This is a genomic window from Stenotrophomonas sp. YJH_SMC_91 (genome assembly GCF_059368495.1).
The window spans coordinates 23,271-42,247 of the sequence record NZ_JCAFRT010000014.1 but is presented as its reverse complement, the minus strand read 5'-3'; the positions used below and the strand labels follow the sequence as shown (position 1 = coordinate 42,247).

General features: G+C 66.5%; 17 protein-coding genes and 3 tRNA genes. 6 read left to right on the top strand and 14 right to left on the bottom strand.

The genetic code is table 11. From position 1 onward, the window contains the following. Positions 1–63: 63 nt before the first annotated feature. Genes lpxK through AC5P5X_RS16090 form a run of 7 tightly spaced genes read right to left on the bottom strand, consistent with a single transcriptional unit; the run spans position 64 to position 8,395 of the window. A complete protein-coding gene (lpxK, locus tag AC5P5X_RS16120; RefSeq protein ID WP_005412821.1) occupies positions 64–1,083 on the bottom strand; it encodes a tetraacyldisaccharide 4'-kinase in 1,020 nt (339 codons plus the stop codon). Then, on the bottom strand, positions 1,083–2,831 hold the full coding sequence (gene msbA / locus AC5P5X_RS16115) for a lipid A export permease/ATP-binding protein MsbA (protein ID WP_005412820.1): 1,749 nt from the start codon (positions 2,829–2,831) through the stop codon (positions 1,083–1,085). The genes lpxK and msbA overlap by 1 nt, the downstream gene beginning before the upstream one ends. Then, the gene (locus tag AC5P5X_RS16110; protein WP_004152323.1) at positions 2,828–3,250 is read right to left on the bottom strand and encodes an ExbD/TolR family protein; all 423 of its coding nucleotides are present in this window, start codon (positions 3,248–3,250) and stop codon (positions 2,828–2,830) included. The genes msbA and AC5P5X_RS16110 overlap by 4 nt, the downstream gene beginning before the upstream one ends. 3 nt (positions 3,251–3,253) lie before the next feature. Then, on the bottom strand, positions 3,254–3,916 hold the full coding sequence (locus AC5P5X_RS16105) for a MotA/TolQ/ExbB proton channel family protein (RefSeq protein ID WP_005412819.1): 663 nt from the start codon (positions 3,914–3,916) through the stop codon (positions 3,254–3,256). Between the two features lie 3 nt (positions 3,917–3,919). Continuing rightward, positions 3,920–6,319: a DNA internalization-related competence protein ComEC/Rec2 gene (locus AC5P5X_RS16100; RefSeq protein ID WP_043034364.1), complete on the bottom strand. Its 2,400-nt coding sequence runs from the start codon at positions 6,317–6,319 to the stop codon at positions 3,920–3,922. A 59-nt stretch (positions 6,320–6,378) separates the two neighbouring features. Further along, positions 6,379–7,722 carry a sensor histidine kinase gene (locus AC5P5X_RS16095; RefSeq protein WP_005408871.1) on the bottom strand — a complete coding sequence of 448 codons (1,344 nt, stop codon included), beginning with the start codon at positions 7,720–7,722 and terminating at the stop codon, positions 6,379–6,381. Position 7,723: 1 nt separating this feature from the next. After that, positions 7,724–8,395: a response regulator transcription factor gene (locus AC5P5X_RS16090; RefSeq protein ID WP_005408870.1), complete on the bottom strand. Its 672-nt coding sequence runs from the start codon at positions 8,393–8,395 to the stop codon at positions 7,724–7,726. 145 nt (positions 8,396–8,540) lie between these two features. On the opposite strand from AC5P5X_RS16090, the gene AC5P5X_RS16085 reads away from it, so the two are divergent. Both AC5P5X_RS16085 and AC5P5X_RS16080 read left to right on the top strand, forming a co-directional pair. Beyond that, positions 8,541–9,308 (top strand): MipA/OmpV family protein, encoded by a 768-nt coding sequence (locus tag AC5P5X_RS16085; RefSeq protein ID WP_012479683.1) that lies wholly within the window; start codon positions 8,541–8,543, stop codon positions 9,306–9,308. Positions 9,309–9,338: 30 nt separating this feature from the next. After that, entirely contained in the window at positions 9,339–9,623 is a 285-nt protein-coding gene (locus tag AC5P5X_RS16080) for a hypothetical protein (RefSeq protein WP_005408868.1), read from the top strand. A 42-nt stretch (positions 9,624–9,665) separates the two neighbouring features. On the opposite strand, the gene AC5P5X_RS16075 is transcribed toward AC5P5X_RS16080, so the two are convergent. Further along, positions 9,666–9,806, bottom strand: a complete 141-nt coding sequence (locus tag AC5P5X_RS16075; protein ID WP_173364575.1) for a hypothetical protein — start codon at positions 9,804–9,806, stop codon at positions 9,666–9,668. Between the two features lie 162 nt (positions 9,807–9,968). On the opposite strand from AC5P5X_RS16075, the gene AC5P5X_RS16070 reads away from it, so the two are divergent. The 3 genes from AC5P5X_RS16070 (at position 9,969) to AC5P5X_RS16060 (ending at position 11,429) form a co-directional block, all read left to right on the top strand. Beyond that, complete coding sequence (locus AC5P5X_RS16070) at positions 9,969–10,538, top strand: TlpA family protein disulfide reductase (protein ID WP_005408866.1); 570 nt, start codon at positions 9,969–9,971, stop codon at positions 10,536–10,538. Between the two features lie 112 nt (positions 10,539–10,650). Next, positions 10,651–10,839 carry a hypothetical protein gene (locus AC5P5X_RS16065; RefSeq protein ID WP_005408865.1) on the top strand — a complete coding sequence of 63 codons (189 nt, stop codon included), beginning with the start codon at positions 10,651–10,653 and terminating at the stop codon, positions 10,837–10,839. Positions 10,840–11,096: 257 nt separating this feature from the next. Then, on the top strand, positions 11,097–11,429 hold the full coding sequence (locus AC5P5X_RS16060) for a hypothetical protein (RefSeq protein ID WP_111189157.1): 333 nt from the start codon (positions 11,097–11,099) through the stop codon (positions 11,427–11,429). A 94-nt stretch (positions 11,430–11,523) separates the two neighbouring features. Here the strand turns inward: AC5P5X_RS16060 and AC5P5X_RS16055 are convergent. The 3 genes from AC5P5X_RS16055 to uvrB all read right to left on the bottom strand — a co-directional run bounded on the left by AC5P5X_RS16055 (position 11,524) and on the right by uvrB (position 13,903). Beyond that, a tRNA-Val gene (locus AC5P5X_RS16055) sits at positions 11,524–11,598 on the bottom strand. Positions 11,599–11,696: 98 nt separating this feature from the next. Beyond that, positions 11,697–11,771 (bottom strand) — tRNA-Val (locus tag AC5P5X_RS16050). A gap of 107 nt (positions 11,772–11,878) precedes the next feature. Beyond that, entirely contained in the window at positions 11,879–13,903 is a 2,025-nt protein-coding gene (gene uvrB, locus AC5P5X_RS16045) for an excinuclease ABC subunit UvrB (protein ID WP_111189158.1), read from the bottom strand. 171 nt (positions 13,904–14,074) lie between these two features. Between uvrB and AC5P5X_RS16040 the strand changes: the two genes are divergently transcribed. After that, positions 14,075–14,569, top strand: a complete 495-nt coding sequence (locus tag AC5P5X_RS16040) for a GspH/FimT family pseudopilin (RefSeq protein WP_012479680.1) — start codon at positions 14,075–14,077, stop codon at positions 14,567–14,569. Between the two features lie 48 nt (positions 14,570–14,617). Here AC5P5X_RS16040 and AC5P5X_RS16035 read toward each other — a convergent pair. From AC5P5X_RS16035 to AC5P5X_RS16025, 3 genes are all read right to left on the bottom strand, one after another. After that, positions 14,618–14,694, bottom strand: a tRNA-Asn gene (locus AC5P5X_RS16035). A gap of 47 nt (positions 14,695–14,741) precedes the next feature. Beyond that, a complete protein-coding gene (locus AC5P5X_RS16030; RefSeq protein ID WP_005408861.1) occupies positions 14,742–15,167 on the bottom strand; it encodes a type IV pilin protein in 426 nt (141 codons plus the stop codon). Between the two features lie 13 nt (positions 15,168–15,180). Continuing rightward, a complete protein-coding gene (locus AC5P5X_RS16025) occupies positions 15,181–18,969 on the bottom strand; it encodes a pilus assembly protein (RefSeq protein ID WP_005412814.1) in 3,789 nt (1,262 codons plus the stop codon). Between the last annotated feature and the right edge of the window lie 8 nt (positions 18,970–18,977).

The following is an 18,977-nucleotide window of genomic DNA, read 5'->3' as shown; positions in this document are numbered from 1 at the left end:
CGGCAGGCTCGTTACAACGGGGATGCGGCCGGCGGCACGTGAATGCAAGCGCCGCCGCGCCGCTCAGTTCGGTCGCAGCTTGTCCAGGCGGTCGGTCAGCGCCACCCAGAACGCGGCAGGCAGCTCGGCACGCAACGGCACCGCGTAATGCCAATCGTTGCCGAACGCGCGGCATTTCACCGCATCCTTCTCGGTCATCAGCACCGGCAGCTGGCTGCCGAACGACAGGTCCTGCGGCTGGTAGGCCTGGTGGTCGGCAAAGGCGTGCGGCACCACGCCGATGCCACGCGCGCGCAGCATGTCGAAGAAGCGCTGCGGATGGGCGATGCCGGCCACCGCATGAACACGCTGGCCCTTGAAGTACGACAACGGGCGCGCGCGGCCACCGGCCAGCGGCTGCGCACTGTCGATGTGGAGGGCCATCGGCCACTGGCCGAAACCGCAGGCCTGTGCCGCGCTTTCCTCATCGGCCTGGCCCAGGTTGACCACGCGGAAATCGCATTCGCCGGCACGGCTGACCGGCTCGCGCAGCGGTCCGGCGGGAATCATGCGGCCGTTGCCGTAGCGCCGCTGGGCATCGACCACTTCGATCTCGATGTCGCGCGCCAGCCGGTAGTGCTGCAGGCCGTCATCGCAGACGATCACATCGCAGCCGGCCTGGACCAGTGCCCTGCCTGCGGCCACGCGGTCAGCGTCCACGCGCACCGGTACGCCGGTCTTCCAGGCGATCAGCACCGGTTCGTCACCGCCCTTGGCGGTCGGCGTGTCGGCCTGCACCCACAGCGGCTTGTCAGCGTCTTCACGGCCATAGCCACGGCTGGCGACGCCCGGCTTCCAGCCGGCCGCACGCAGGCGCTCGACCAGGGCGATGGTCAGCGGCGTCTTGCCGGTGCCGCCGGCGGTGATGTTGCCAACCACGATGACCGGCACCGGCAGCGCGTAGCGCTTGCGCCATCCACGCCGGTAGGCACGGCGGCGCAGCGCGGTGACGCCGGCATACAGCGGCGCCAGCAGGCGCATCGCCCACGGAACCGGGCTGCCGTCGTACCAGTACGGCGGGGTCTGGGTACCCTTGCCAGCCATCAGTCCTGCCTTTCGCGGAACTGCATGCTGTGCAGATGCTGGTACAGGCCACCCATGGCAAGCAGCTCCTTGTGGGTACCCCGTTCAACGATGCGGCCGTGGTCCATCACCAGCACCTGATCGGCATGCTCGATGGTCGACAGGCGGTGCGCGATGACCAGCGTGGTGCGTTCGGGCATCAGGCGCTGCAGCGCATCCTGCACCAGTCGCTCGGATTCGTTGTCCAGCGCGGCAGTGGCTTCGTCGAGGATCAGGATCGGCGCGTCACGCAGGATCGCGCGGGCGATCGCCAGGCGCTGGCGCTGGCCGCCGGACAGCAGCGCGCCGTTCTCGCCGACCGGGGTCTGCAGCTGCTGCGGCATGCGCGCGATGAACTCCCACGCATTGGCCGCTTCGGCCGCCGCACGGATCTGTTCCTCGCTCGCTTCCATGCCATAGGCGATGTTGGCCGCGATGGTGTCATCGAACAGCATGACCTTCTGCCCGACCATCGCCACCTGCCGACGCAGGTCGGCCAACGGATAGTCATCCAGCGCGACGCCATCGAGGGTGATCACACCACCGCTGGGCTCATAGAAGCGCGGCACCAGCCGGATCAGGCTGGTCTTGCCACTGCCGGAACGACCCACGATGGCGGTGACCGTGCCGGGCTTGGCAACGAAACTGATGTCGTCCAAGGCAATGCCGCTGTCCTCGCGGTAGCGCAGCATGACGTGGTCGAAGGCCAGTTCGCCGCGTACGCGCTGCACGCTGTTGCGGCCCTCGTCACGCTCGACCTGCATGTCGAGGATGCCGAACAGGCGCTCTGCGGCGGCCACGCCGCGCGAGATCGAGGTCTGCACGCTGGTCAGGCGGCGCAGCGAAGGAATGATGGCCATCATCGAGGTCATCAGGCCCATGAACTGGCCGGCGTTGAGGCGGCCGGCCAGCGCTTCGCGGGTCGATACCCAGACGATCACCGCCAGCGCCAGTGCGGCCAGGAACTGCACCACGCTGGACGCCGCCGCACGGGTGACTTCCACCTTCATGTTCAGCGACAGCATGCGGTTGGCCAGGCGCGAGTAGCGCGAGATCTCATGCTGCTGGGTGCCGTGCACCTTCACTTCCTGCTGCGCCGCCAGCGACTGTTCGGCGGTCTGCGCCATCGAACCCATGCCATCCTGGATGCCACGGCTGATGCGGCGGTAGCGCTTGCCCACGTAGGACACGATCACGCCGATCAGCGGCACCACCACCAGCATCGCCACGGTGACCTTCACGCTCATCTGCAGCATTACCGCCAGCATGGCGATGATGGTCAGGGTGTCGGCCACCACGGTCTTGAGTGCGTCGGCACTGGCCTGGGTGACCTGTTCGGTATCGAAGTTCAGGCGGCTGACCATCACCGGCGTCGCTTCGGTATCAAAATGCGAGGACGGCAGGTGCAGGTACTTGGCCAGCACCTGTTCGCGCAGGTCGCGCACCACGCTGCGGCCGGTCTTGGCCAGCGCGTAGTCGCTCACCCAGGTGGCGACGCTGCGCATCAGGAACAGGCCCAGGATGGTCAGCGGCAGGATCACCGCCATGCGCGGTTCCGGGTTGACGAAACCGCGGTTGACCAGCGGCTCCATCAACTTGGTGAAGTGGTAGCCCGCCAGGGCTTCGACCACCATGGCGATGACCGCGGCCACCATGAACACCCAGTAGGCGCGGGTGTACCCCAGCAGACGTTTGTAGATCGGCCACACCGGCGCGTGATTGGAACTCATGGACGCACCTCGGGTGCTGTTGCAATGGCAATACGGCGGAAGCCGAGCTGACCCAGCGCGTCCTGCGCGGTCACCACGGCCTGGTAGGGAGTGCGTGCGTCGGCACGCAGCAGCACGGTCTGCTCGCGATCGCTGCCGGCCACGGCGGCGATGGTCTGCTTGACCGACTCTACGTCGCTGCGCAGCACTTCCTGGTCGTTGATGAAGTAACGGCCTTCGGCGTTGATCAGCACGCTGAGCGAGCGCGGCGGCTCGTTGGTCTGCTGCTGGCTGGCGGTCGGCAACTGCACCTGCAGCGTCGAACGCGCGTCGAAGGTGGTGGTGACCACGAAGAAGATGATCAGCACCAGGATGACGTCGATCAGCGGCACCAGGTCGATATGCGGCTCATCCTGGGATCGGTCGTTGCCGATACGCATCGATCAGGCCTTCGCCGTGGCGGCGCCGGACTGGCGCGCGGCCGGGGCCGGGTTCATCACCCCGGGGCGGCCGTCGAGCGTATCCAGCAGGGCGCTGGCTTCCTGCTCCATCTCCACCACGTAGCCGTGGATGCGGCCCTTGAAGTAGCGATGGAACATCAGCGCCGGAATCGCCACGATCATGCCGGTGGCGGTGCACACCAGCGCCTTGCCGATGCCGCCGGCCAGCTGGTTCACGTCGCCCACGCCGTGGTCGAGGATGCCCAGGAACATCTGGATCATGCCGATCACCGTGCCGAGCAGGCCCAGCAGCGGGCCCGCCGAGGCAATGGTGCCCAGTGCGTTCAGGAATCGCTCCATGCGGTGCACCAGGTGGCGGCCGGTGTCTTCGATGCGCTCGCGGATCTGGTCGCGCGGGCGGTTGCGGGCTTCCAGTGCGGCAGCCAGCAGCGCGCCCAGCGGCGAATTCGCCCGCAGGGTCTGCAGGTGGGCCGGGTCGAGCTTGCCGCGAGCGGCCCAGTTGCGCACTTCCTGGCCGAGGCCGGGCGGCAGCACTTCAGTCCGCCGAAGGGACCAGAAACGCTCCAGGATGATCGCCAAAGCCAGTACGCCCAACAGCAGCAGCGGCACCATCGGCCAGCCACCGGCCTTGACCAGTTCCCACACGTTTCAACCCTCCGGCCCAACGGCCGCTTGTTCGATCGGCGATAGGATAGCAGCCGACCGCGCCCGCCCAGCGGCATCCCACCACCGGGATGCATGGATGCGCTGTTCACGCAGCTGCAGGCCTTGTGCGCCAAGCCATACGCGGATCGCCCCGGAGTCGGCCGTGGCCAGCACCTCCGCGCCTTGCGCCTGCCAGCGCTGGACCACCTCCTGGCGCGGGTGGCCGAAGCGGTTCCGGTGCCCGGCCGAGACCACCGCCAGCCGCGGCGCCACCGCCGCAACCCACGGCGCACTGGAGCTGCCGCCGCTGCCATGGTGCGGCACCAGTACCACGTCCGCCCTCAGCGCGTGCGGGTACGCCTGCAGCAGCGCCCCCTCGGCCGGTCGACCGATGTCACCCGGCAGCAGGACCACGCCGTGACGGCTGGCGATGCGCAGCACGCAGCTGTCCTCGTTTTCGGCTTGCCGGCCGCCCGGCGCCGGGTGCAGGACCTGGAAATCAACCCCGTCCCACTCCCAGCGCATCCCCTGCTGGCAGGGCGTGGCGCCGCCGATGGTGCTGCCCGGTGGCGCCAGCAGCTGCAGCCCGGGCAACTGCCGTCGCAGGCTGGGCAGGCTGCCGGTGTGATCCAGGTGGTCATGGCTGAGCATCACCTGCCGGGGCGGCCCCTGGCCGAGCGCGCGCAGGGCCGGGACCAGGATGCGTTCGTTGCCCTCGCCGCCAGTCGGCGGCCCCACGTCGTACCAGAGCGCGTGCCGTGCCGTGCGCACCAGCACCGCCGTGCCCTGGCCGACATCGTGCACCAGCAGCTCCAGTTCCCCCGCGGCCGGTGCATGCCGGGCCGGCCACAGCAGCGGCAGGCACAGCAGCAGGCCCGCCAGGCCACCGCCGGCGCCGCGCGGCAGCAGCCACCAGAACACGCCCAGCAAGGCCACGGGTAGCGCCCAGCGCGGCGCCTCGGCCAGCCACCACATCGCCTGCGGATGCAGCGCCAACGGCTGCAGGGCCCCCCAGCTGAGCTCGAACAGCCAGGCCGCGGCACGCCAGGCCCAACGCCCCGCGCCGTCATGCAGCACGTGCAGGCCGGTACCGAGCAGCGACAGCGGAACAACCAACATTGTCCACCACGGGATGATCGGCAGGTTGACCAGCGGCCCCAGCCGCGCGGTCCCGCCGAACAAGGCGATGCACAGCGGCAGCAGCCCAAGGCTGGCAACACCTTGCGCGGCAAGGAACCCGCGCAGCCCGCCACCGATTCCCTCCGGCCCCGTCCTCGGCAGGCACCAGAGCAGCCACAGCACGCCACCGAAGCTCAGCCAGAATCCAGCCGAGAGCACCGACAGCGGCGCAGGCAACAGCATCACCATCGCGGCCAACGCCAGCCCCTGCCCTGCGCCCACCGGGCGACGCCCGGCCCTGGCCAGTGCGACCAGCCCGATCATCAGCGCTGCGCGCACCGTCGGCAGCGCACCACCCGCCGCCACGGCATAGGTGGCTGCGGCCAGCGCCGCTCCCCATGCGGCGGCCTGCGGCCGTGGCCAGTACCGTCCCAGCAACGGGCACAGCCACCACCACAAGCGGCACAGCAGTACACCGAAGCCAGCCACCACGCCCACGTGGAAACCGGAGATGGCGACCAGATGGGTCAGGCCCAGCGCGCGCAGGTGTTCCCAGTCGGCATCGGACAGGCCACGGGTATCGCCCAGTGCCAGCGCCTGCACGAACCGCGCGGCAGGATGTGCCACCTGCACGGCGATCGCTGCACTGCTGCGTTCCCGCCAGGCCTGCAGGCCCTGCGCCGGCAGCCATTCCCGCGCACGGGCCGGATCACGCACCGAGGCATTGCCGGAGATGCCCCGCAGCACGGCGTGGCGCTCGCCATCGAAGCCGCCGGGATTGATCCGCGAGCGTGGCGCGCGCACGCGCAGCGACAACTGCCAATGCGATCCTGCGCGAACCGCATGGCGCCCGCCCTCCGCCTCGTGCGCCGGCGATCCGCGCCACGGATCGTTCCAGGTCACCTGCAGGCGCTTGCCACGCAGCGATGGCAGCGCGCCGGCATCTTCGACATGCAGCACGAAACGCGTGTAGCCGGGCCCCTGCCGGGGAAGGTCGGCAACCCGGCCCCGCACCTGCACATCCTGCGGTGGGGCGCCGGGTGGCAGCTGGCCATGCAGGACCCAGTGCCCGTGCACCGTTGCCCAGGCCAGGCCTAGCAGGGCCGCGGCCCAGGCACGGCCGCGCCAGGGCAACAGCCAGCCGCCGACGCCGGCGATCGCCATCGGCACACTCAGCCACAGCGGCAGCAACATCGGCATCTGCACGCAGGCCAGCGCCCCCAGCACCAGGCCTGCAGCGCAGCCAAAGCCAAACAGGGCCGGAGCGGATCGATCGGGAACCATTTCCCCAGCCTGCCGCTGGAGGCCGCAGGCTGCCTATCGGGCCTTTCCCCGTGCGCCTGTCAGCGCCGTACGGTACCGCGGTGGAAATTGACTCTGAAGCTGGCGCCGCCGCCAGCCGCTTCGCCAACGCTGACCGAGCCACCGTGGTGCTGCACGATTTCCTTCACCAGGTGCAGGCCAAGGCCACTGCCGCTGCCGGCTGCACGCAGGCGGTGGAAGGGCTCGAAGATCGCTTCGCGGTCGCCGACCGGAATGCCGGCGCCCTGGTCGCTGACCTCCAGCAGGCCGCGTGCATCGAGGCGCACGCAGATCGTGCCGCGCCCGCCGCCATGGACGATGGCGTTGTGCACCAGGTTGGCGATCACCCGCCCCAGCGCCAGGCTGTCGCCATGGATCCACACGGGCGACTCCGGCGCATCCACCTCGAAGCCATAACCGGCACCGACCACCAGCGGCGCCAGATCGGCGGCCGCCTCGCGCACCAGCAACGCCAGGTCCAGCCGCTGCAGCGCGCCGACATTGCGATCGAGACGCTGCAGGTCGAGCAGGTGCTCAGCCACGTTGCCGAGGCGGGCGACGTCGGTCAGCAACTGCGATTTCAGTTCACCCTGCGGCAGCTGCGACAGGCGCGCCTGCACCACCGCGATCGGTACGCGCAGCTCATGCGCGGCATCGGCGAGGAACTTGTCGCGCGCTGCATAGCCCTGCTGCACCTTGTCGATCGCATCGTTGAACGCTTCCACCAGTGGTGCGACCTCGGTGGACACCAGCTGCGCATCCAGGCGCGCGCCCGGCTGGCCGATGTCCAGTTCCTTGGCCTGCTGCGCGGAGCGGCGCACGCCGCGCATCGCGCGATGGATCACCGTCGGCATCACCAGCAGCGTGACCACGATCAACGGCAGGAAGAACCACAGGCCGATCAGGCGCAGCACCATCAGCGCGCCATCCAGCAACCCGCCCTTTGGAGCACCACCGACCATCACCGTGATGCGGCGTCCATCCTCGTTGCGGATCATCACCCGCGCCACGTCCAGATAGGGTGGCACCAGTGAACCCAGTTCGGTGGCGCCCACTGTCGGCAAGCGTGCCAGCAATGGCGCGTGGACCGCAGGAATCGTGCCGCGCTCCAGCCACGTGCCCCTGTCATCAACCGCCGCGAACCAGAGGTTGCCGCCGGCCCCGGCATTGAGCTTGTCCCAGCGCGCCTGGTCCAGTTCCAGCCGGCCGCCTTCGCTGTGCACGGCTTTGGCCACCGCCTCGGCCGTGAACATGTCCATGCCCCAGGAGTCCTTGTCACCCCAGGTCAGGATCAGCGCGACCACCGCGAACAGCACGGTGAACGCCTGCGCAAGGAACAGGCGCCAGGCCAGGCCCAGGGTGATGGAACGGATCGGGCGTGCCATCTCAGGCCTCCGCCAGCAGGTAGCCGACGCCGCGGATCACATGGATCTCCACGCCGGCCCCGGCCTGTTGCAGCGCCTTGCGCAGCTTGGAGATATGCGCGTCCAGTGCATTGGACTGGATCTCGTCATCGAAGCCGTACACCGCCGCCTCCAGTGCACTGCGGGTGACGGTACGCCCCTGCCGCATCGCCAGCGCCTGCAGCACCAGCACCTGGCGCCGGGGCAGCGCCAGCAGCTGGCCATCGACCTGCGCCTGCAGCGATTCGAAATCGAACTCCAGCCGGCCCAGTCGCAGGCGTGGTGTCACCATTGCCGAGGGCCGTCGCGAGACCGCACGGATGCGCGCCATCAGTTCCTCGATCGCCACCGGCTTGACCAGATAGTCATCGGCGCCGACATCCAGGCCCTCGACCTTGTCCGACAGCGTGCCCTTGGCCGTCAGCATGATCACCGCCAGGTTCGGACGCAGGGCCCGCGCAACGGCAACGAAGCCAGCGCCATCGCCATCAGGCAACTGGCGGTCGAGCAGCATCAGCTGGTGCACCGGTTCGCGCAGCGCGATGGCCGCTTCGGCCAGGCAACCAACCACATCGGCGACCACGCCCTGCCGCTCCAGCCCCGATTGCAGGGCACGGGACAGGTCAGGATCGTCTTCGACCAGGAGGATGCGCATCGGGGGCTCGGCTACCGGAAACGGTGCCGATCATAGTGCCTGGCGCCCACTTTTTCCGCTTCGGCCTGGCGGATGCGCCGACGCAATGTTCTGACAATGTTGCTCCCCCATCATGCGCAGCCATCCTCCGCAACGTCGTTGACCGATGCCGCCACTGCCCTCGACCCTGCTGCGCCCGCTGCTGTTCTCCGCTGCCTTTGGCCTGCCGGTGTTCGCGCAGGCCGCCGACAGCAACCCGGGCGTACAGGCCGGCATCAGTGCTGGCGCGACCTCGGGCGCGTATGCGCACTACGACGTCAAGCCACTGGTGGTCCCGTCCATTGCCTGGCAGGGCCAGCGCTTCTTCGCCAGCCCGGGCTCGCTGGGCATGTACCTGTACAAGCGCGAGGGCCTGCGCCTGTCGGCGGCGGCCACGCCCTACACGCTGCGCTTCAAGACCGACGACGTGAACGATCCTCAGCTGCGTCTCCTGCACAGCCGGCAGATGTCCGCCATGGCCGGCATCAATGGTGAATACAGCGCCGACTGGGGCATCGTCGAGGCCAGCGTGATGCGCGAGGTCACCGGGCACGGAGGTGGCATGGAGTCGCGCCTGCACTACAGCTATCCGATCCAGGCTGGTCGCTTCACCTGGGTGCCCAAGGTCGGCGTGGTGCACTCCAGTGCGCGCCTGCTCGACTACTACTACGGCATCAACGATGAGGAAGCGCTGCGCTCGGGACTTGCCGCCTACAACCCGGGTAGCGCGACATCACCGAGCCTGCAGATCGCAGTCAGCACGCCCCTGGGCACGAAGTGGCGCGCGACCGGCGTGGTCGCCAACCAGTGGTTCGGCGATGCAGTAAAGGACAGCCCGATGGCACGACGCGGCACTCAGTCATCGGCCTTCATTTCCCTGATGCGCTCGTTCTGAACGAGCACCCGCTACGGACAAGGACTCCCCATGGCCTCCGTCTCCCCCACCTCCGAAGCACACGCGATCCTGCGAGCGCCCGATCTGGACAGCGCCGAACGCGTCTACCTTGGCCTGATGCCCGACCTTGAGCACGTAAGCGCGCTTGCACGTCGAGCGCTCGGCCAGTCGCGCGTTGCCGACGCAGCCCGGGGATACGCGCTTTCGATGACCCTGGTCGGGCTGCGCCTGCAGGAACTGGAGATGGGCGAGGCCAGCGCGAAAGAGCACCGGCAGGCCACCCTGCGCAGCCTGCGCCAGGCCTTCAGCGCCTGAGCACCGGCCAGCCGCAACGCGGCGGCAGTGCCGCGCCCCCGCTCAGCGGAACGTGGTCCAGGCCAGCACAGCGGACAACAGGGCGACCCAGATCACTGCCTTGAACGTACCTTCCAGCATGTTGCCGCCGAACAGCAGTTCAAAGAACGGATTGGGCTTGGAAACCGGCACATGATCGCTCATCGTTGAAAGATCCTGGGGATGGGTGGAGGGCATGCACGCATGCCTGCGCGGGCACAACTCTAGTACATGCGCTCCGTCGGAGGATGTGCCGGGAACATCCGCTTAACAACCTGCGCGCCAGTTCGGGTATGTTCGACCCAACGCTGTGTTCAAGGATGATCGATGCTCAAGCGCGTCCTGTTCCCCGTTGTCGCCCTGCTGCTGTCCGTGCTGGTCATCGCGCTCGGATGGCAGAACCGCCAGCTGCGGCAGATCAATGAGCAGATGGCCACGCAGTTGCAGGACATGCGTCTTGCAGCACATGGCCTCGAACTGGGTAGTCGCCCGGATGCGCTGGCGCTGCGCACCACGCAGCAGACCTTCGTCGATATCGGCGGTGCCCGCGAGGTTCCGCAGATCCTCTATTTCTTCTCCACCGCATGCCGCTACTGCCTGGCCTCGGTACCGCAGCTGCAACAGATCGCTGCGGCCCGCGGCAACAGCGAACTGGTCGGTGTCGGCATGCCGCCATACGACCAGCTGGCGGACTACGCCGGCAAACATGCACTGCGCTTCCCGATCGCCATCGACAACGAAGCCGCCGCGTCCACGCGCTATCGCGCCACCGTCACGCCGATGCTGATGGTGCTGGCTGCCGATGGCCGCGTTGCCTACAAGCATGTCGGCCAGCTCGACGCCCAGGTCGTGCAGGCTGCCGTCGCGTCGCTCGCACCGAAGCCGGCGCTGCCCTGATCCCGCGTGCCGCGCATTGCGTCGCGGCCCCCTGTTACCGCATTCGCGCCACAACCGGCACTCCCGTGCCTTCGGCAACTGCAACTCCACAACGCCAACCAAGGAGATACACATGATCGGAAAGAAAGTGCTTTCGTCCGTCGCCGGTATCGTCGTTGTCGCGGCCATGGCCTTCGGCGCCAGCCAGGCCTTCGCCGTCTCGCCCAAGACCGGATATGCACCGGGCTGCGAACCACACCCGCAGTGCCCGTTCGGCAACGCGGGCAAGCACGGCCAGCTGCTGTGCTGCGATCCGTTGTAACCGGATGCGTGCATGGGGTCGGCATCGCTGACCTGCCACACCCGCCGCGGAGCTGAGCCAGCGCCGCGGCCATGACCGGGCCACCCCGCAGTGGCCCACCACGCCGGGCCGCCTTGAAGCGCGGCCCGGCACTTCCTGGCCCGGATTCATCCTTCCCGCAGCGACTTGGCGGGCGCTTTTCCGGCTTTCGTCGCATACCGGTTTCACAGTGCGGGGGGCAGTGCCACGCTGGACTCCCTTCTCCGGAGCACCGTGCCATGCCGATGCTTGCCCTGCTGCTGTTGTGCGCTGGCCTGTTCGGCCGCGATGCCGACGCCGGGGATGCCTCCCTGCGCAGCCAGATCCTGCAGGCCGACGTCGGGCAGGCAGAAACATCGTCGGTGCCGGATCGGAAAGCGGCCCCGGCCACCCTGCAGTTGTACCGGCTACGCCAGGATCGCGTATTGCGCGTGGGCAATCAGCCGCCACAGGCCGACGCCCCTCAGCGACAAGCCGGCTCGGCGCGCTTCGCGCAGGTCTGGGAACGCGTGGACGGGCACTGGCGGCTGCAGCGCATGATCAGCATCGACGAATGGGTTGCCCAGCGCTGACGCTCGACACCGGCAACCGTCGTAAACGAAAAAGCCGGCCCAGGGCCGGCTTTCATCGTGATCCACCGCTGCACCGGCAATGCCGGGAGCAAAGTGGTGGGCGGTACAGGGTTCGAACCTGTGACCCCTACCATGTCAAGGTAGTGCTCTACCGCTGAGCTAACCGCCCATCTTGTTCCTGCCGCCCGAAAGCTGGCCTTGCTACGTAAAAACCCGGCGCCAGGGCCGGGCTCTTCAGTTCACGACAGCCCCCTTCCGGAGACTTCGTGGTGGGCGGTACAGGGTTCGAACCTGTGACCCCTACCATGTCAAGGTAGTGCTCTACCGCTGAGCTAACCGCCCGTTTTTGCTTCTGAACGTCCGCGATTGCGTCGGTGCAGGCCGCGTATATTACGGATGCCGGCCGTGAAGCGCAACACTTTTGTGAAGAAGATGCTGCACCGCCGCGTTCAGCCCAGACTCGCTTCCTTCAGCTGCCGGATCTGGTCACGCACCCGTGCGGCATCCTCGAATTCCAGGTCCTTGGCGTGCTGGTACATCTGCTGTTCGAGCGCCTTGAGACGCGCCGCCAGCTGGGCCGGACCGAGCGAACGGTAATCGGCTCCGTCCTCGGCAACACCCGCCCTGCCCTTGCCCTTGCCCTTCTTGGCTTCCTTCTCCGCCGCATCCGAACGCGCACCTTCGAGGACGTCGACGATCGGGCGCGCCACCGAGCGCGGCACGATGCCATGTTCTTCGTTGTACTCGACCTGCTTGGCGCGGCGGCGGTCGGTCTCGTCGATCGCTGCCTGCATCGAGCGGGTCACCTTGTCCGCATACAGGATCGCCTTGCCGCGCACATTGCGGGCGGCGCGGCCGATGGTCTGGATCAGCGAACCGGTGGAGCGCAGGAAGCCTTCCTTGTCGGCGTCGAGGATCGCCACCAGCGACACCTCGGGCATGTCCAGGCCTTCGCGCAGCAGGTTGATGCCCACCAGCACATCGAACTTGCCCAGGCGCAGGTCGCGGATGATCTCCACGCGCTCGACCGTATCCACGTCCGAGTGCAGGTAACGCACGCGGATACCGTGTTCGGTCAGGTATTCGGTGAGGTTCTCGGCCATGCGCTTGGTCAGCGTGGTGACCAGCACTCGGTCACCCGCCTTGATGCGCGCGTTGGCCTCGCTCATCAGATCGTCGACCTGGGTGCCCACCGGGCGGATCTCCACCACCGGATCGATCAGGCCTGTCGGGCGCACCACCAGCTCGGTGATCTCGTCGCCGGCCTCGCGGTACTCATACGGGCCCGGCGTGGCGGACACGTAGATCGCGCGCGGGCAGCGCGCCTCCCATTCCTCGAAACGCAGCGGTCGGTTGTCCAGTGCCGACGGCAGGCGGAATCCGAACTCGACCAGGGTCTCCTTGCGCGAGCGATCGCCCTTGAACATGGCGCCGATCTGCGGAATGGTCACGTGCGATTCGTCGATGACCAGCAGCGCGTCCGGCGGCAGGTAGTCGAACAGCGTCGGTGGCGGCTCGCCGGCGTTCTTGCCGGTCAGGTGCCGCGAGTAGTTCTCGATACCGTTGCAGAACCCGACCTCGGCCATCATCTCGATGTCGAACTGGGTGCGCTGTGCCAGGCGCTGCGCCTCCACCAGCTTGTTTTCCGCGTACAGCTGCTCAAGCCGCTCCTTCAACTCCACCTTGATCGTTTCCACCGCGGCCAGCACGCGCTCGCGGGTAGTGGCGTAGTGGGTCTTGGGGTAGACGGTGAAACGCTGCATGTTGCGCATCGTCTCACCGGTGAGCGGGTCGAACAGGGTGATCCTCTCGACCTCGCCGTCGAACAGCTCGATGCGCAGCGCTTCGCTGTCCGACTCGGCCGGGAACACGTCGATCACTTCGCCACGCACGCGGAACGTGCCGCGCTGCAGCTCGTACTCATTGCGCGTGTACTGCAGCTGGGTCAGGTGATTGATCAGGTCGCGCTGGTCGATGCGCTCGCCCTTGGACAGGATCAGGCGCAGCGACAGGTAGTCCTCCGGCGCACCCAGGCCATAGATCGCCGACACCGTGGCCACCACGATCGCATCCGGGCGCGACAGCAGGGTCTTGGTCGCGGCCAGCCGCATCTGCTCGATGTGCTCGTTGATCGAACTGTCCTTCTCGATGAAGGTGTCCGACGAAGGCACGTAGGCCTCCGGCTGGTAGTAGTCGTAGTAGCTGACGAAATACTCGACCGCGTTGTGCGGGAAGAACGCCTTGAACTCACCATACAGCTGCGCCGCCAGCGTCTTGTTCGGCGCCATGATCAGCGTCGGTTTCTGCACGTTCTGGATGACGTTGGCGATGGTGTAGGTCTTGCCCGAGCCGGTGACGCCCAGCAGGGTCTGCTTGGCGATGCCCGCCTCGAAGTTGCTGGTCAGCTTCGCGATGGCATCAGGCTGGTCGCCCGCCGGCGAATACGGCGAGACGAGTTCGAAACGGTCGCTCATGGTGTTGCCAGTTCCCGGGAAGGACAAGTATACGGGGCAAGGGGTGACGGCCGGCTGAGGGCTTTCCGGGCAGGCGGGCGCGGCAGTGCCTGATGGCGGCCGTCCCGCTGCGGCGCGAGGCTTGATGCCATGCATCGCACTCCCGCCCACTGTCGTTCAGCATCACCCGGCATGCATCTGGTTGAGATGCTGGTGGTGATCGCCATCCTTTCCGTTCTGCTGGCCGTGGGCTGGCCGGCCCTGCGCCCGGTGCTGTTGCGGCAACGCGCCGACGCCCTGCAGCTGACCCTGCATGCCAGTCTTTCCAGCGCCAGAAGCGAGGCCCTGAAGCGCCGCGAACTGATCGGGCTGTGCGCCAGCGACGACGGTGAGCAGTGCTCCCGCGACTGGAGCGCAGGGTGGATCATCTATCGCAGCGGCAGGCACCGGGGGACACCAGCATCCGCCCAGGACATCCTGATCCACCATCAAGGCCGGACCGACATCGCCATCGTCGCCCAGGCCAGCGGTGGACGGCCGCTGCTGTTCTTCCAGCCTGACGGGCGCAGTCCCGGTGCCAATCTGACGCTGCGCATCTGCGCAGGAGACCGGCTGCATGGCAGGTTGGTCATCAACAACGGCGGCCGCATCCGCAGCGAGCGTGTCGACCGCACCCTTCCCTGCTGACGGGCCAAAACGACAAAAGCCGCGATTTCTCGCGGCTTTTGCAGTATCTGGCGCCCGAAGTTGGACTCGAACCAACGACCCCCTGATTAACAGTCAAGTGCTCTAACCGGCTGAGCTATTCGGGCGGGGAGGCGCATTGTACTGGGCGTTCAGAGGAAGATCAACACCTGATTTACCAGCAATCGGAAACCGTGCCGCTGGCCGTTTTGCGGTTGGCCTGGTCCACGCTCAGCGTCCCGCAGCTGTCCTTGGTCTGGTTGCCCTGGGGCGTCGCAGTCAGCGTGAACGAGGACGCCTTGCCATCGAACGTGATCGCGTACCGTGTGGTCCCGCCCTCGCGCGGCGACACCTTGCTGGGCAGCGCGAAGCCCGAGTAGGTGTTGTTCACCGAGTAGTAGCGCTCAGCACGCTGCGCGTATTCCACCAGGTCCGCCTTGGCCACGCCCCGGTGCGACTGGCGGATGTACTGCTGGTACGACGGAACGACAATCGCGGCCAGGATGCCGAGCACGATCACCACGATCATCAGTTCGATGAGGGAGAAACCGTGCTGTTTGCCGGGACGACGCAGGGTACGGGAAAGAGTGTTCAGGCTCATGGGCATGTCTTCGTTACTGGATCTGGCGCCAGGATTGGCGACCGCAGGGATAAGGCACGTACATCGTCGGAGCACCCGCCACATTGACCGCCATCCAGCAGGCACGTCCGCCTCGATCGGCACCCTTTGCCAGGCGCGGCATCACCGAGACATTGACGTCCTTCACCGGTGCGGTGCCGCCGGTGTCGAGACTCACGCCAGCCGTGCCCGCTCCGTAGGGCGTGCCGGTAATGGACCCGACCCGCGCCTGCTCCAGCGATGCAACACCCGAGATCGGATTGAGGCCAAACAGCCAGTTGCTTCCCTCGGTCGAACAGCCACGGCCACCCGCGGTAGGCATGTAGGTCGGCATGAACACCGTTCCCGACGCCACGGCAGGATTACCAACAAAGCGTTCACCTGCGCCGGGCAGTGCAATGCTCCATCCGCGCGCCGCCCCGGAGAAGGGCGTGGCCGTGACCGTGCGCAACTTGTTGGTGGTGGTCACCGTATAGGCCACCAGATTGGCGGGCACGATCGTGGCCTCCGGCTGATCCTTGCTGGTGTCGTTGACACCGTACAGCGACTGCGCGGTGAGATCCTGAGGGTCATTGTCGAAGGAGAAGCTGCCGGTACCCAGCACCAGCATCACGCCACCACCGGGTCCGGTCACGGCGGTCATGCCACCGGTAATCGGCTGGCGATACACCTGGTTGTTGTTGTTGGTCTGGCGCGCCGTGGTGAACACCGGCGTGGTGACCGAGGTCGCCGTGCTTTCCAGGTCGAACTTCCACAGCGCGCCGCGCTGGTCGGCCGCATAGATCGTGTCCGCCAGGCCGTCACGGCCACGTACACGCCCGGTCCCACCGGCGCTGTCGGCGCGCCAACGGTCGACAGCTACGATGTTGCCCAGGCCATTGTCACCGGCAGGTGCGGTTGCTGCGGCCTCGGTAGCAGTGATCATCCGCACCGCGCCCGATCCCAGGTCGACCACGAACAGCACGGCCTTGCGGCTGAGGCTGTTGTAACCGTTGCCGAAGATCGCTTTCCACGCCACCCCGGTCCCTTCCTTCACCGGCACGATCACCGGCTTGCCAAGGACATGACCGATATTCGCCTTCACGGTGCTGTCGAGCCCCGGCGCCACGTCACTGATTTCCCACAGGCGATTGCCGGTACCGAAGCTGGACGGCGTGGTCACATCCAGCGCGAACACCGAGCGCCCACCGGCGCCGGCCGTACCGACCAGTGCCGTGGCCCAGTTGCCACCGATCTGCGCGTCCGCCACCGCGATCGGTCCATCCACGTAGTAGCGATGACGGAAGCGCTGGTCGGACTTGTTGGCCGCCACGTAGGGATACAGCAGGTTGGCCATGTGGCCCAGCGCGGTTCCAGGGATGTAGGCGAAGGTCTCGCTGCCACCGGCACCGTCACTTACGCCATTGCCGTTCATGCCACCGTCGAAGGCATGCAGCATGCCGTCATTGGCACCGACATAGACCATGTAGCGGCCATTGTTGCGCTTGCGGGTCAGGTACGTCGCATACGAGGTCGCCATCGCGGTGCTGATGCGCTGGTAGCCATAGTCGTCGCGGGGCGAACTGATCACCGGGCTGGAATTGACAATGTCACCCAGCACGGTGGTACGGGTGCGATAGATGCCCCCCGAGTTGCGCACTTCGCGTGATGCGTCGCCGCGCAGATAAGCCATGGCCGTGGCGATGTCGCCGCCCAGCTTTTCAGCCTCGGTCGCAGAACAGCGCGCAATACCCGGATACTGCTTCTCGTCCTTGTTGCAGAGATCGGTGAAGGCGATGTTGGTGCTGCTGAAGTCAACTGCAGCATTGCCCTTGGTGGCGACGATGGTGCGCGAACGCTGCGCGCCCAGTTTCTCGGCCGCTTCCCACACCTGCGTGTACTCGGTCTGCTGCGTCTTGTCGTTCACCGCAAGCTTGGATGCCTTCAGGCGGCTGAACCAATCGGTTTCCTCGTTGGCCACTTCGAACTGGGGCGTGACCGCCAGCGACCCGGTACCGATACGCGCGCCGGTCAGGCCCTGGCTGCCCGAAGGCGCTGGCCCGGAGGTGACCGACGAGAGCACCCGGCGCATGGCCGTGGTGATGTCTGCCGGAGTACGCGCGTTGATGTACTCACCGCGGGTATTGGTCGCGGCGTGCCAGATGTCATCCACGGTGCTGGGGTTGTCGTTCTGGCGACTTGGCCAGTTGCTGTAGACCGCCGAATCGGTATACGGGTTCTGTTGCTTGTTCGGATCGAACAGATTGCCACGCGCGCCCAGCGTGATCCCGTAGAAGTTGATATGCAGGTCCTTCTTGCAGTCCAGCGACTTGTCAGTGCTGGTCGCACATTGCTCCGGCACCGGCACTTGTCCCCGGGGCATCCGATCATCGGTTCGCAACGGGTTCACGTAGTAGTACGCGGCAATATCACCCATGGTGTTGGAATTGCCATCCGAGAAGGGAGTGCCCATGTCCCCGTCCACGTTGCCCGGGGCAGGTGCGAGGGATGACGAAAGGTTGTTGCCATTGTTGCTGTAGCCGTCGGTGAACAGCATCACCGCATTCTTCTGGCAGGACAGCTTGATGGGGGCATTGTCATCGGTCCGCATGAACTGCAGGCCCGCAGCGTTGACGGCATGTCGATTCGGCGTGCCACCACTGGCCGTCAGCGCGATCATGCTGCTGTAGAGCGCGGACTTCTGCCCGATCACGCTCATGTCCCGGATCGCAAGCCGTTTGTTGGAGTCTGTCGAACTGTTGTAATTCTGGAAATCGTTGATCCGGAAATACCCGACATACATGTCATTGACATTCAATGCGCGCGTCATGCCGGCGATCATCGCCCGGTTGCGGTTACCGTAGTACGAGTACCAGTTGGCGAAGTTCTGCAATGCGGCAGCATCACCGGTCCCGATGACGTACTTCCACATGTCACATCCGGAACCGCAGGCGCCGGTGACCTTGGTTCGCTGGATACCTGCATACGCATTGGCAGTGCCTGGCAACTGCGGATAGGCGTCACCATCGCTGGTGTACGGCATGTAGAACGTTGCGGGCACATAGCGCAGCGACGCATAGCCCGCCGAGCTCCAGGTCGTGCCTCTCGTATTGGCGTTCTCGTTGCCAAAATTACCATTGGCCCTGCTTGCAGTCCTGTAGGACTGCCCGGCCGGTACCGTCATCCCTTCCTGCATCCTCTGGACGTCCCAGGACGAAGTACCCAGATAGCTGCTGGCGATCGCGAGTGTATCTGTCTCACGAGGATCGATGAGGGTGGCCGACGTGCTCGCGTCCGGATACGACTGCACCTCTTCATTTACGATCCGCAACCAGGGCTCGTACTTGATTGCGGGGTCGTAGTAGGTTGGATTGTAGGCCGCTGATCGTGCGAACCCGAAGACATCCAGAGCGGGGATGCCGTTGTAGTTGTTGATCCGGGCGCCCGGCAACACGTAGAAATAGCTGCATTCGCCGGTCTGGATGGCATTGCCCCACCGATCATAGGTGGGGAGTACGTCATCGGGCGTGTTGAGAACACCGGCCGACCGGAAGAAACTCTTCCTCCCGTAGTGCCAGCACGCCGTTCCGTCCTGCCCCGGGAACTGGGTCTGGAAGGTCATCGAACCCGAATCGTCCACCGCCATGATGAATGACGGCGGCGCGGAGACCTTCAGGTTCATCGGGTGCTGCGACAATGTGCCCTGCGCCTGCGCGGCGAACAGGTTCATCGCAAGCCAGGTGCCGCCAGCCACCGCCAGCAACAGCCCGGAGCCGGCCAGGATCTTGATCTTTCGGGTCGCCATGACCGGGT

Coding starts and splice junctions, on each gene's coding strand:
- lpxK (WP_005412821.1), bottom strand. CDS start 1,083: ATGGCTGGCAAGGGTACCCAGACCCCGCCGTACTGGTACGACGGCAGC.
- msbA (WP_005412820.1), bottom strand. CDS start 2,831: ATGAGTTCCAATCACGCGCCGGTGTGGCCGATCTACAAACGTCTGCTG.
- AC5P5X_RS16110 (WP_004152323.1), bottom strand. CDS start 3,250: ATGCGTATCGGCAACGACCGATCCCAGGATGAGCCGCATATCGACCTG.
- AC5P5X_RS16100 (WP_043034364.1), bottom strand. CDS start 6,319: ATGGTTCCCGATCGATCCGCTCCGGCCCTGTTTGGCTTTGGCTGCGCT.
- AC5P5X_RS16095 (WP_005408871.1), bottom strand. CDS start 7,722: ATGGCACGCCCGATCCGTTCCATCACCCTGGGCCTGGCCTGGCGCCTG.
- AC5P5X_RS16090 (WP_005408870.1), bottom strand. CDS start 8,395: ATGCGCATCCTCCTGGTCGAAGACGATCCTGACCTGTCCCGTGCCCTG.
- AC5P5X_RS16085 (WP_012479683.1), top strand. CDS start 8,541: ATGCCGCCACTGCCCTCGACCCTGCTGCGCCCGCTGCTGTTCTCCGCT.
- AC5P5X_RS16080 (WP_005408868.1), top strand. CDS start 9,339: ATGGCCTCCGTCTCCCCCACCTCCGAAGCACACGCGATCCTGCGAGCG.
- AC5P5X_RS16075 (WP_173364575.1), bottom strand. CDS start 9,806: ATGAGCGATCATGTGCCGGTTTCCAAGCCCAATCCGTTCTTTGAACTG.
- AC5P5X_RS16070 (WP_005408866.1), top strand. CDS start 9,969: ATGCTCAAGCGCGTCCTGTTCCCCGTTGTCGCCCTGCTGCTGTCCGTG.
- AC5P5X_RS16065 (WP_005408865.1), top strand. CDS start 10,651: ATGATCGGAAAGAAAGTGCTTTCGTCCGTCGCCGGTATCGTCGTTGTC.
- AC5P5X_RS16060 (WP_111189157.1), top strand. CDS start 11,097: ATGCCGATGCTTGCCCTGCTGCTGTTGTGCGCTGGCCTGTTCGGCCGC.
- uvrB (WP_111189158.1), bottom strand. CDS start 13,903: ATGAGCGACCGTTTCGAACTCGTCTCGCCGTATTCGCCGGCGGGCGAC.
- AC5P5X_RS16040 (WP_012479680.1), top strand. CDS start 14,075: ATGCATCTGGTTGAGATGCTGGTGGTGATCGCCATCCTTTCCGTTCTG.
- AC5P5X_RS16030 (WP_005408861.1), bottom strand. CDS start 15,167: ATGAGCCTGAACACTCTTTCCCGTACCCTGCGTCGTCCCGGCAAACAG.
- AC5P5X_RS16025 (WP_005412814.1), bottom strand. CDS start 18,969: ATGGCGACCCGAAAGATCAAGATCCTGGCCGGCTCCGGGCTGTTGCTG.